Here is a 12,917-nt window from a genome sequence, read left to right on the forward strand (position 1 = left end):
TTGCTTTTGATGCCCAGTACTTCGAGAGCAACATCATGGGTCATTACTTCGCCATTGGTTATCGTGATTCGTACACTATCTCCTTTATTGGCTTTTAGCGTTGGATTTCGACTGCCATCTTTCGCAAAAAAACCTAACATAGTTGCTTGAAGAGCATAATCACGGTCAATTTTTTTTGGTTTTGAAATAGCTTGTCCGAAAGATTTGGGAAAGGTAATAAGTCCTAAAAGTAGCAGTAAAACAAAGCGGAACGTTTTCATTTTATGGGTAAAAAGAGGTTGAAATAAATCTGTTTAGCGTAATTCTTCGATGTAAATATCTTTGAAAGCGACTTGTGCTTTTCCTCCGCCATGAATCTGAAAACCAATAAGTCCCGATTGAGGAATAGAAGTATCTGGCTCAGTATAATCGACAGCTTGTTTGCCATTGATAAATAATTGAATATGACGACCTTGGGCATGAACTTCGTAATCATTCCAGTCATTTACCTTTATCCATTGCAAGATTTTTACCGAATCAGGTTTGATAAGCGTCTTATTCCTGCGAGATTCATCATATAAACTTGCCCAATAATCTTTGCCCCAATCGGCTTGATAACCAGTCATTTCATAAGATGGATTTGTGAGTCTTTTACTACGAAATTGAATGCCAGAATTTACAAACCCTTGATTACCAGTCAGTTTTATTTTTAGTTTCAAAATGAAATTTGCATAACTGCGAGTCGTGCATAAAAAATCGTTGTGAGGGACTGTTTTTTCGGTAGAGCCACCTACAATAGTGCCGTTTTCTATTCGCCAAGTACTAATGGTATCACCTTCCCAACCTATAAAGGTTTTTCCGTCAAAAAGCGGCGTTTCTTTTTTGGAGAATGAACTAATAAAAACCAGTAGAAAAAGACTCGTTACTATCAAAAAATACTTGATGTTTTCCATAAAGCCAAATTTTTAGTGTATGTTTTAATGAGGACAAAAACTTCATTCCAGACATCCAATGTTTTTGAAAATCTGTTTTTTTATGAGTAGTTATGCTTGTTTGATATTTGAAAAACAAATATAATAATTTGTAGAAGAATTTGTAAAAAATGAAGGATTTTCTATAAATATAGAAAAACGAATTAATCAGAGATTTATGATGAGAAAAGGGTAATGTTTTAGGTTAAAGTTCCATAAACCCGCACAAACTTCAAGAACATCATTATATAAATTGAAGTCATGATTTCGAAGTCTATCAGCATGAAATCTATATTTTTTCATTCCACCAATGCTATATTCAACTCAAATTCATTTTTTGACTTTTCTTTATTTTCAACTTGGAAACGGGCAAATGTGTACAATTATCTACTTTTGTCTTATTTCTTTCAAGGTTTGCTGGAAATCTTTGGTATCACCACCTTCTTTTTTACCTAATTTAATTGCTTTTTTCTCGGCTTTTATCGCCTCTTTTTTTCGACCTAATTTGCTTAAAAGATTGGCGTAAGTATCTAAATTTATAGGTGATTCAACTAAGTCAATTGCACGTTCCGACCAACCCAAAGCCTCTTCCAAATCTTTTGGGTTTATAATCATCTGCACATAACCCCAAGCATATTCATTTAGTTGAAAAGACGTTATTTTTTGAGCATTATCGGCAAGATTATCCAAAATCATTTTGAATTGGGGTGTGGTTTCATCCAAGTTTTTAGTTTTTGCTCCAGCTTTAAAATTTTCAATTTTTTGTTGGGTTTCGGAAACTAATTCCTCAGTTGTTTTTGCCATTAATTTGGTACTTTCTCTGCTTGCAATTTTCTTGAAATTCTCACCATCACGAGTAATTTTGGCATATTCCAAGCGAAATTGCTTCTCTTCAGCTTCAAAACCTGCCATGCTATAGGATGTAATTCTGACCGCCTCAATGAGTTTTTCGAGCAATGCTTTATCACGAGTATCAAGCACTTTTTTGAACGTATTTCGTTTGGCTTTCGAAATGCCATTTAACACATATTTTTGTTGCTGAACCGTCATGTTCATATAACGATTTAGAGCATCTGCCAAAATTACAAAAGCTTTTGTTTCGATTGTTCCGATATTTTCGGCAATAATTGAAAGTACTTTTTCGGTCTTGTAAGAAGATGCTGGAATTACTTTTAAATACTCGTCTAATAAAGCCGAATTTTCAGCCCCATTAAGGCTTTTTCGTTTCATATATTCATACAAAAATTCGGCATCTCTCTTCCCAGTCTTGAAATCTTTATTCAACTCTTCAGAAGATTTATAGCTTTTTGCTGCCGAAAGTGTCTTATCGGCTTCAAACATAAACTTTTCGGCAGACATTGCACCTAAGCTTCGATAAACCAACTCACCAGCTTCGTTTACAAACAAATAGGTTGGATAAGCCGTAATGGCATACGTTTTTGCTAATTCAATGCCTTCGCCTTTTTCAGCATCAATTTTATAGTTAATAAAGGCTTCGTTGAATTTTTCACCAACTTTTTCATCAACAAAAACGTTTTCCGACATAGCTTTGCAAGGTCCGCACCAAGTTGTATAAATATCTATAAAGATAAGCTTGTTTTGCTTTTTTGCTTCTCCTAGCACCTGCGACCATGAGCCTTCAGTAAATTTTATGCCTTTTCCATCCTCGGCAAATGACGAAAATGCAAAAAAAGTGAGTATATAGAATATTTTTGTCATTAGTTAAGAATTTGGTTTTATATAATTTACAGCAAAAATCATACGAATATCTACATTCCGAAAAACTTCTGCTATTTTTAGGAATATTTTCTTTTGAAATTTGTTTATATATAGTCGATGGTCAATTAAATTTAATAATTCGCTGACAATCAACAAATTACAAAAACACAGAACGCTCTATTAATCAAACTATCGATTGTTATCTGTGGACTCATAAACAATGACAACAACAACGCTCGAAAAAAACAAATCTCGCCAACATCTTTGGAAATCTGCTAAACAACTGGCTTTACCTACGGCAATGTGGCGTTTGCCTCGTCAAACCGAAAAGCATTTTTTAACTTCTTTTTCAGATATTCCCGAACAAACAAAAATAGATTTTGAAGAACTCGGTGCCGGATTTGCCTTTTCACCATTTGTAAATTCTGATGGAAAAGATGCTTTTTTCTTAAAAGCCGATTTACATTATATTTTTACTCAATCAGAGTTAAATAAGAATGAAGATTTACAAGAAATTATTGTTCCGTCGGCCATAAATCCACAATTAATTGATTTGCTCTCAGATTTAGATTCGGACAAGAAACAGGAAATAGGAATAATTGACCAAAAGCAGTATCAAAAGGAAGATTACATCAACTTGGTGGAAAAAGGAATTGCTCAAATTGAAGCAGGAGGTATGCAGAAAGTGGTGCTTTCTCGAACAAAAAAAACAACGTTATCGCCTGATTTTGAGGTGGTAACAATTTTTGACAAACTTTGTAAAGCTTACCCAACAGCTTTTGTTTCTGCCGTTTCACTACCACATTTAGGCGTGATATGGATGGGAGCATCTCCTGAAACTTTGGTCAGTCAAAATGCACAAGGCATTTTCCGCACAATGGCATTGGCTGGTACGCAGTCAGCTTATGATGCTGAAGGAAACCTCATTACGCCATCGGAGGCAATGTGGCGACAAAAAGAAATTGAAGAACAATCATTTGTAACTCGATATATCATCAATTGTCTAAAAAAAATCAGGGTTCGAGAGTTTGAAGAAGAAGGTCCAAAAACAGTCATTGCGGGTAATCTGATGCACCTCCGAACCGATATTATTATTGATACTGTCGAAATAAATTTCCCGCAGTTGGCAACAGTGATGCTCGATTTATTGCATCCAACTTCGGCGGTTTGCGGTATGCCCAAAGTTGCTGCAACACAATTTATTTTAGAAAATGAAGGCTACGACCGTGAATTTTATAGCGGTTTTTTTGGGCCAATAAATATGCAATCAAACGGTAATGGGCGAGAATCTCACATTTTTGTTAATCTCCGCACGATGAAAATTCAAAATAATACCGCAACACTCTACGCTGGTTGTGGAATCACAGCAGATTCAAATCCAGAAAAAGAATGGTATGAAACTGAAATGAAAACACAAACACTCGAAAGAGTACTGAATCTTTAGTGTAAAAGTGTAGAGTTCAGAATGATATAACTAACTCTACACTCATCATTATGAATACGACGTTTATCTAAAATATTTTGGATAACGGGTAAAACGAAGCCCAACTGTGAAATCTACACGGCTCAGATTAATGGGCGTTGATAAATTTACAGCACCGTTACCAACACCTAAATCTATTGCACGCATTTTTCCATAGTTATAACCTGCCTCTAAGCTCAAAATAATATCACGACCTGTTATGTCATTTCCAAGAAGAAAATCAACCCCAAGCGTAGCTGCCGCTCCAAAATCTAAACCTTTAAATTTATAATTACTGTTATTATAAGTACCTTTATCACTATATAAATATGCTCCTGGAGATAATCCAAGGATAACCATTGTTTTAAAATCAATATTCCTTCGGAAATACATAACAGGCCCTACAAACTTTGTTGAACGCTTATTAGAAAGACTTCCTTTTGTAACATTCTCATTTGTTATAATATTTTTATAGTCAATGTTTTCAGCCTTGTTTTGACTCTGAAAATTGTTAAACATCAAACCCAAACCAAAATTGTCACCGAAAAAATATGAAGCGTCAGCACCCCAAGTCCAGCCACGAAGGAGCTTTTCTTGATAAAGACTAAATTCATCTTTAGTTTCTATTTTTGCCAACATATTCCCAAACCCTCCTCTCACACCTACCCTCCACTTTAGATAATTACTAAATTCATTATTATCTTTCTTAATATCCATTGGTGTCACCGTTTTTTCTTCTTTTACTTTAGGTGCTTTTTCTTCATTAACAGGCTTTTGGCTCTCTTTCTCTGGGGTTATCTTAGGAGTTTCCGTAGTTTTACTTACTACTTTTCCTTCTTTTTTATTTGTTTTGGTCGTTTTGTTTTCGCTTTCTTTATTGTTTTGAGCAATAATATTTTCACTTGATTGTTCTTTATCGGCAACTTTCTCATCAGTTTTCTTCGTTTCTTTCTTTGCATCGTTCGAGCGACGTACTGTTTTGTCACTTTGCTTGCTCGGCTGTTCACTTTTTCGTGTATCTACTCTTGTCGGAGCATTGGTATTTTCTTCTCTTGCACCTCCAAGACCTTCGGGCAGTTTATTTCCTTTGGTTACTATATCGCTTAAATAAAAATTATATTTAAACTCTGAAACTAAATTTTTGAAAATTTCATTTCTCAAAACCTTTCCCGCAGGAGATAGATAAGCATAGATAAATCGGTTGGGTGTTTCATCCAAAATTCGACAGCGTATCTTCTCGCCAGCTTGCGTTGTAATCTGGTCACGTTGAGCAAAAGATTGTGTAATCGAAAAACCAAAAACTAAGAAAAGTACAATTATTTCTTTCTTGAATTTTGAATTTAAACGAGAAAATAGTTGAGCGAAATTACCCTTGCTTAATAGAGTTCGATTTACTCCAATAAAGCATTTTTGAGGAGTTGTAGAAGTTTTCAAATGAAAATTACGAGTAAAGTTTAATTTTTTTTCCATGATTATTTTATTTCACAATTTAAAATGGGCAAAAATTATACCAAAAAAAACAATGATTTATTATACTCATCTAAATGATTGAATATCAGTTATTTACAATTTTAAAATTGTACAAAAGTTATGGTGCGGTTTTTGTGTTTTATTTTGCATAAAACCTTTAAAACGAAATATCATTTGGATTATTAACAAACCATTAACTAAAATTTTTGCACCAAACACTTGACACGAATCATATTAATTGCATACCTTTCGACATCAAACATACTATTCTTCAAAAATTTAATCCAAAAGATACAATATGGCATAAAGCTCTACGTTAACTAAATTGAAATACAGAAATGGGAAAAATCCAAGTTAACGACAGTGAGCTTGTTTCATTGTATATCCGCGGCAACGAAAAGGCTTTTGGTACACTTGTACAACGTTACAAATCAAAAGTTTATACCACCATTTACCTTGTTGTTAAAGACCAATATGTAGCAGAAGATTTGCTGCAAGATACTTTCATCAAAGCTGTTGAAGTTTTGCGTGAAGGTAAATACAATGAGGAAGGTAAGTTTTTGCCTTGGGTGTTGCGAATAGCTCATAACCTTGCGATAGACTATTTCCGTAGAGAGAAACGCTACCCGACCGTAGTGTTTGAAGACGGAAGCAGCGTGTTTAATTCATTGGAATTTGCCGAAGATTCGATAGAATCAATGCAAATAAAGCGTGAATCTCACGAGCACTTGCGTGATTTAATCAAAAGATTACCCGACCAGCAGCGTGAGGTCTTGGTGATGCGTCATTACGATGATATGTCGTTCCAAGAAATTGCCGATGCCACTGGTGTAAGTATCAACACGGCGTTAGGGAGAATGCGTTACGCTCTTATCAATCTTAGAAAAATGATGGGAAAATCAGCGTATGCTTATGACACAAACCTTTACCAGCACGCAGGATGATGTAATTCGCTATCTTTATAACGAAACATCAAGCCAAGAAAACACTTTGATAGAAGATGCCCTTCTTTACGACAAAGAATTGCTCAATTTCTATCTTGATTGTGCCGACCTGAAATCAGGCTTGGACAAAATTCAACTCTCCCCGCCAGAACGGGTGATTGAGCGAATCTTCAACTACTCAAAAAATTACCAACCTAAGATTTAATCTTGGGTTTTTTTTTGATTGATTTTTAAATGCAAAATTGGCATCTTTGCAAATCCGTCGCAGTCAGACGTTGCATTGCAACGTCTCTACGAATTCATTATTCATTATTCCCTCAAATGTCTTTTTTAGAAAACATTTACCATCGTTTTGAATCAAAAAGTACAGCATTTTTGGCAAATAAATACTGGCAATGGCGAGTTGTAGCAGTGGCGGTTGTAGCAATGCTTTTGTCTTTTTTCAACAATCTATCGCCTCTCAAAGATTTTAAATCTTATTATGAAGAAGTTATCGTAAAAAAAGGCGAATACTTTTTATATAATGTTTCAAAAGACCGTTCGCAAAACCTGACCGAACATCGGGTTTATGAAGAACCTGCTTCTAATAATCGAGTTTTTCGTTTAACGCTGCCAGTTATTATCAGAGTGTTTCATATTCGACATGTGAGTATTTTTATTTACGGTTTACAATTACTGTTAGGAATTTTACTCTATTTTTTACTAACCCGATTTTTGTTTCAGATTTTACATGACAAATTAGCTACGATGCTGGCAGTTATTGCTTTGGCTTGTATCTATTTCGGTTCATCTTTTTTTATTGAAAATGGCGGTTATGGCGACTTTTATACTTTCTTTTTTCTGTTTTTGAGCATTTATTTCCGAAATCCTTTGTTGGTTTTTTTGGCATTGTTTACCGCCACTTGGTGCGACGAACGTGCGGTAGTTGCAGGATCTTTGGTGTTTGCTTATTGGTGGATTGCGGAGAAAATAAAAGAAGATAAACCAATTAGCTTTGTTCCGAACCGACAAATGTTAGCTATTATTGCAGCAGAAATCGCCTATATTTCGTTAAGGTATTATCTGATGACCTATCAAGGAATGGAAGGCACATATAAAAAAGGTGAATTTACAGAGCAGCTTTTCGCAAGTTTACCTTCTTTTGGATTTAAATTCACCTGGATTTTAGAAGGTTTTTGGTTGGTCATGCTCTTGGCTTTTTTGATTTTATATCTCAAAAAAGATTATTTCAAACTTTTAATAGTTTTTGGGGGAACGATTGCCATGATAATTTCGGGATTTACAACCTACGATTCAACTCGAAGTGGCTCTTTTGTTTTTCCGATGATTTTTCTTGGATTAATTACAGTAAAAACAAAGCTAACGGAAAACGAAATGAGGATTTTCTTACTCTTAGTAGCTTTACTCTGTTTTTTGCATCCGTTGGCCAATAAAACACATGGCGTTGGGTATTTTTTAATGTAAAAGAAATGTTCAAAACGCTTCTATTCTTTCTTAGTCTTTCGACTTTCGCTCAAATTTCGACAAATACTTGGCGAATTCATGCTGATTATAGCAATGCCAAAGGCGTGGAAATTATAGAAAACACGAAAGTCTATTGTTTCTCAGAAAATGGCTTCTTTTATTTCGATAAAACTGATAATCAAGCAGTTACGCTATCGAAACTCAATGGTTTCAGTGAAACTAATATTGCACAAATCAGATATAGCACCGAACTGAAAACGCTTTTGGTGGCTTACGAAACTGGAAATTTAGATATTGTTAGCCTTGCTGCCGAAGGTACTCCTGACCAAATTCAGAACATTGATTTTATAAAAAAAACAGATGCTATTCAAGGTAGTAAATTCATTAATCAAATAGAATTTCGGGGTGATTTTGCTTATTTGGCGGCTGATTTTGGTTTGGTGGTTTTGGATGTAAAAAAAGGCGAAATCAAAGAAACGTACCAAAATATTGGTAATGAAGGTAAACAAGTCCGCATCAAGCAACTAACATTTGCCCGTGATAGTATTTTTGTCAACACTTCAGGAGGAATTTTGGGGGCAAAATTTGACGCAAAAATTAATTTGCAATTTTTCGGAAATTGGCGACAAATAACTGCGGGTGACGCTTCGCATAATCAATTCTTTAAACCGATAATTTTTCCAAAAGATGCTTTAGTTATTTTCCCAAATGAAATGGAAACCGATGCACAAGGCAAAGTTTGGATTGCTGATGGTGAAAATGGTTTGGTTAGTAATTTTTCGGGAAGTTTTAAAACTTATAACCCGAATGGTGTGAAAGGATATATTTTTGAAGTTTTTTATCAAAATCAGAAAATTTATGCCGCTGGTTTTGCAGGAAATGTTTTTGAAGAAAATCAATGGAGAGTGTTGACTATCAGCCAATTACCAACAAACTCCAAAGATGTTATTGACCGTTTTGGCTATCGTTGGAAAATCATTGGTGGCGGTTTGCGAGTAATTAATGAAACTACACAACAAAGTCGTTTTTTCTATGCGGGGAAAGGCTCGGGCAATTTACCAAGTTCGGTTGTCAATTCGATTGTAGAAGACAAAGACAACTTGATTTGGGTCGGAACTGACAATGGTGTTGCCGTTATTACGACCTCAAAAGACATTTTCACTACCACTACGGAGGCTTATACGCCTTTTTATCAAACTCGCCGTTTGCTTTTGCAAGAAGTTGTTACAAAAATCGTAGTTGATGGTGGCAACAGGAAATGGATTGCTACGCAAAACGGATTGAATCTTTTTTCAGCTTCGGCAGATGAGCAAATCTTGAATTTTACTGAAGAAAACAGTCCACTTCCCTCAAAAAATATTATTGATTTAGCACTTGACCCAATTTCAGGAGAAATCTTCGTTTTGACCGAAAATGGGCTTCTCTCTTACCGCAGCAATGCCACCGAACCCAACGAAGATTTGAATGCTGTAAAAATATTTCCCAATCCTGTACGACCTGATTATCAAGGAGTTATGACTATTGCTGGACTTAGAGAAAATACGACTATCAAAATCACAGATGCAGCAGGAAGGCTTATTTACGAAACAAAATCGAATGGTGGCACTGCCTCCTGGGATTTACAAAACCCACAAGGAAACCGAGCCGCATCGGGCATTTATATGGTTTTCTGCATAGCTGATGATGGCTCTGAAAGTTTTGTTGGGAAAGTGGCAGTGGTAAGGTAACCTTAAAAGAGTTTTTAACCCGCCTTAGAGTATTATTTCACAACAATTTTCGCCGTCACATAAAAATTCTCATCAACTTTCAAGTCTGACTTTCCTTTAATGGTTTTCCAGGAGGTAGTGGGATAAACAAACTCCATTTTCCCACCATCGACCGCAACTTTTACTGGCATATCGAAACTTTCGATGCAATTACTCCAACGGTATTTTATTTTGTTTTTTTCTACTGAATATTCTAAAACAGGGATTTTGGTATTTCGTAAATATTGGTCGAAAACTTTGCTCAAATCTCGTCCGACATTTTTCGACAAATAATCTTCTATTTGCTTAGTTTCAACCGTTTGGTGATAAAAAGTTTTGTTTAAACCTCGTAAAATTTGTCGCCATTTTTCGTCATCATTGGTAATCTGGCGAATCGTATGCAACATATTTCCGCCTTTCGAGTACATATCGCCCGAGCCGCTATTATTGACATTATAAGCACCAATAATCGGTTTGTCATTGCGAATACCTTTGCGAGTACCTATCACGTAAGCAGTCCCAGCTTCTTTACCAAAATAATATTCAGTATAAAGGTTTTCAGAATAGTTGGTAAAACCTTCATGAATCCACATATCGGCCATGTCTTTGTAGGTAATATTATTGGCAAACCACTCATGTCCCGACTCGTGAATGATGATAAAATCCCATTTTAAGCCCCAGCCCGTACCTGATAAATCTCGTCCGAGATAGCCATTTTTATAGGCATTTCCATAAGTTACTGAACTTTGATGTTCCATGCCCAAATACGGAACTTCGACTAATTTAAACCCATCTTCATAGAACGGATATGGTCCAAACCAATGTTCAAAAGCTTTCATCATCAAGCTGGCTTGCTTGAATTGCTCTTTTGCTTTGTCGAGGTTTTCGGGCAAAACATAATAATCCATGCTTAATTTACCTTTTTCTCCAGCATAAACTTCATCAAAATGTACATAATTACCTGCGTTTACATTGATTCCGTAATTATTGATAGGATTTTTGACAAACCAATCAAAAGTTTTTGTACCATCTTGGTTTTCTGTTACTTTTCTCAATCGGCCATTTGAAACATCAGTCAAGTTTTTCGGAACGGTTACGCTCACCAACATACTATCGCACTCATCGTACATGTGGTCTTTGCATGGCCACCACGCACTTGAGCCCAGCCCTTGACACGAAGTAGCTATAAAATCATTGCCAGATTTATCTTTCACCCACTGAAAACCACCATCCCACGGCGGACGCTTCGCAACGATTGGTTTTCCTGCATAAGTAACGACGATTGATTCATTTTTTCCTTTGATTTGTTGTTTTTTTAGCGAAATCATATACGCATTTGCTCCATCTTGTTTGAATGAAAGCTCTTGTCCATCTTGCGTAACTTTTTCTATTTTCAATGGTGGTTGCAGGTCAATTTGGATAGTTTGGTAGGATTTCAGCACTTCATAGAAAACAGCAGTACTACCCGAAATAGTTTTTTCGGCCGGATTTACCTTTACTCGAAGTTCATAATATTTCAAATCCCACCAAATACGTTCGGGCGTAATGCTTCCACGCAAAGTATCTTCATGCGTAAAGGTGGTATTTTTTGTTTGTCCGCAAGCAGTGAAAATTTGTAAGGTGCTGAGAAGGCAAAAGATGGTTTTTAGCAATTTCATGTTTTAGTCGATGATTGAAGTGGAAAATCATCCCTTCAGGATTTGGTTGTTTATTATAAGCTCAAAGTTAATGGAATTTCTTAATTTTGTGGAAACTGGAACTACAAAATAGAAAAAAACTGTTGTTTTTACAAGAACCCTAATGAGAGAGCATTTTATCGCATGAAACAAACCAAAGACCCTTACGCAGCCCTTCGTTTTCCCGAATTTAGGTATTTTATTACGGCACAATTTCTTTTTACAGCTGCCATTTTAATACAAGAGGTTGTCATTAGTTTCTATTTGTACGAAATTACTCATGACCCACTTTCTTTAGGACTAATCGGACTTTTCGAGGCGATTCCCTATATTTCTTTAGCACTTTTTGGAGGATATTTTGCTGATAAGCGAGACAAAAAAATTATCATTCAGATTTGTTATGGCATCATAGTTTTATGTTCCTTTATGTTGCTTTGGATAACCTATCCTTCTGCCAATCAGGCAATTGATTTGCCAAAACTAAAATTTATTATCTATTTAACAGTTTTTGTTTTGGGCGTGGCAAGAGGTTTTTATGGCCCTGCTTGGTCATCGCTCAAGCCTTTTCTTGTTCCTTCCGAACATTATCCAAATTCGGCTTCTTGGAGCAGTCAATTTTGGCAGTCAGGCATGATTTTAGGGCCTGCTTCAGCGGGGTTTCTATATAGTTGGTTGGGGCTTTCAAATACACTTATTTTGGTTTTATTTTTATTTGGTATTGCCTTTGTTTTAGTTTCTTTCATTTCTCGAAAACCTGTTCAAAAATCAGAAACGCACCAAAATGTTTTTCAAAGTCTGAAAGAAGGGATTGATTTTGTGAGAAAAAATCGCATTCTTTTCTATGCAATTTTACTCGATATGTTTTCGGTACTTTTTGGCGGAGTAATTGCTATTTTACCTGTTTTTGCCAAAGATATTCTGCATGTAGGAGCCGAAGGATTAGGTGTTTTGAGAGCAGCACCTGGAGTCGGGGCGGTACTAACTATGCTCGGAACAGCCTATTTTCCACCCACTCGAAAAGCATGGCGTAATATGCTCATTGCTGTAACTGGCTTTGGTGTTGCCACCTTAGTTTTTGCTGTTTCAACTAATTTGTGGCTTTCGGTTGCCGCTTTATTTCTCACAGGAGCATTTGATAGCATAAGTGTAATTATTAGGCAAACAATTTTGCAAATTTTACCACCTGACGAAATGCGTGGACGGGTGAGTGGCGTAAATGGAATTTTTGTGAGTTGCTCTAATGAACTGGGGGCTTTCGAGTCGGGTGTTGCAGCAAAGTTTTTTGGAGCAGTTCCGTCGGTACTTTTTGGCGGCGTTATGACTTTAGTAATTGCGGGAATAATCTTTCTAAGGTCGAAAGAATTATTTGATATAAAATTAGAGAAGTAAAATTTTAAAACCGTACACAAAATTGTATAGCTGATAAAAGGTGATTAATTTTAAAATGTCCTGACTTTATCCATCTCAAACCAATCTGAAAAAGGCTG

Annotated in this window: 11 protein-coding genes; 6 read left to right on the top strand and 5 right to left on the bottom strand. The window is 35.8% G+C overall.

Annotated features, from left to right (window positions below; genetic code table 11):
- The 3 genes from ACH2CJ_RS16685 to ACH2CJ_RS16695 form a co-directional block, all read right to left on the bottom strand.
- On the bottom strand, nt 1-260 hold a 260-nt coding region (locus ACH2CJ_RS16685), incomplete at its 3' end, for a hypothetical protein (RefSeq protein WP_394994164.1).
- Between the two features lie 33 nt (nt 261-293).
- Nucleotides 294-932 carry a DUF1080 domain-containing protein gene (locus tag ACH2CJ_RS16690; protein WP_394994167.1) on the bottom strand — a complete coding sequence of 213 codons (639 nt, stop codon included), beginning with the start codon at nt 930-932 and terminating at the stop codon, nt 294-296.
- Between the two features lie 405 nt (nt 933-1,337).
- Nucleotides 1,338-2,669 carry a thioredoxin family protein gene (locus ACH2CJ_RS16695; protein WP_394994169.1) on the bottom strand — a complete coding sequence of 444 codons (1,332 nt, stop codon included), beginning with the start codon at nt 2,667-2,669 and terminating at the stop codon, nt 1,338-1,340.
- Nucleotides 2,670-2,889: 220 nt separating this feature from the next.
- Between ACH2CJ_RS16695 and ACH2CJ_RS16700 the strand changes: the two genes are divergently transcribed.
- Entirely contained in the window at nt 2,890-4,113 is a 1,224-nt protein-coding gene (locus tag ACH2CJ_RS16700) for a chorismate-binding protein (protein ID WP_394994172.1), read from the top strand.
- A gap of 63 nt (nt 4,114-4,176) precedes the next feature.
- Here the strand turns inward: ACH2CJ_RS16700 and ACH2CJ_RS16705 are convergent, their stop codons facing one another.
- Complete coding sequence (locus tag ACH2CJ_RS16705; protein ID WP_394994174.1) at nt 4,177-5,601, bottom strand: hypothetical protein; 1,425 nt, start codon at nt 5,599-5,601, stop codon at nt 4,177-4,179.
- Between the two features lie 338 nt (nt 5,602-5,939).
- Here ACH2CJ_RS16705 and ACH2CJ_RS16710 point away from each other — a divergent pair, with 338 nt between their 5' ends.
- The 4 genes from ACH2CJ_RS16710 to ACH2CJ_RS16725 all read left to right on the top strand — a co-directional run bounded on the left by ACH2CJ_RS16710 (nt 5,940) and on the right by ACH2CJ_RS16725 (nt 9,736).
- Nucleotides 5,940-6,545, top strand: a complete 606-nt coding sequence (locus ACH2CJ_RS16710) for an RNA polymerase sigma factor (protein ID WP_394994177.1) — start codon at nt 5,940-5,942, stop codon at nt 6,543-6,545.
- Complete coding sequence (locus ACH2CJ_RS16715; RefSeq protein ID WP_394994179.1) at nt 6,514-6,750, top strand: hypothetical protein; 237 nt, start codon at nt 6,514-6,516, stop codon at nt 6,748-6,750. The genes ACH2CJ_RS16710 and ACH2CJ_RS16715 overlap by 32 nt, the downstream gene beginning before the upstream one ends.
- 116 nt (nt 6,751-6,866) lie before the next feature.
- Nucleotides 6,867-8,009, top strand: coding sequence for a hypothetical protein (locus ACH2CJ_RS16720; RefSeq protein ID WP_394994181.1), 1,143 nt, complete (start codon nt 6,867-6,869; stop codon nt 8,007-8,009).
- Nucleotides 8,010-8,014: 5 nt separating this feature from the next.
- Nucleotides 8,015-9,736 carry a two-component regulator propeller domain-containing protein gene (locus ACH2CJ_RS16725; protein ID WP_394994184.1) on the top strand — a complete coding sequence of 574 codons (1,722 nt, stop codon included), beginning with the start codon at nt 8,015-8,017 and terminating at the stop codon, nt 9,734-9,736.
- Nucleotides 9,737-9,768: 32 nt separating this feature from the next.
- On the opposite strand, the gene ACH2CJ_RS16730 is transcribed toward ACH2CJ_RS16725, so the two are convergent.
- On the bottom strand, nt 9,769-11,412 hold the full coding sequence (locus tag ACH2CJ_RS16730) for a M1 family metallopeptidase (protein ID WP_394994186.1): 1,644 nt from the start codon (nt 11,410-11,412) through the stop codon (nt 9,769-9,771).
- Between the two features lie 162 nt (nt 11,413-11,574).
- On the opposite strand from ACH2CJ_RS16730, the gene ACH2CJ_RS16735 reads away from it, so the two are divergent.
- Nucleotides 11,575-12,819, top strand: coding sequence for an MFS transporter (locus ACH2CJ_RS16735; RefSeq protein WP_394994189.1), 1,245 nt, complete (start codon nt 11,575-11,577; stop codon nt 12,817-12,819).
- The last annotated feature ends 98 nt before the right edge of the window (nt 12,820-12,917 follow it).

Source organism: Emticicia sp., from assembly GCF_043780375.1.
Taxonomy (GTDB): Bacteria; Bacteroidota; Bacteroidia; order Cytophagales; family Spirosomataceae; genus Emticicia.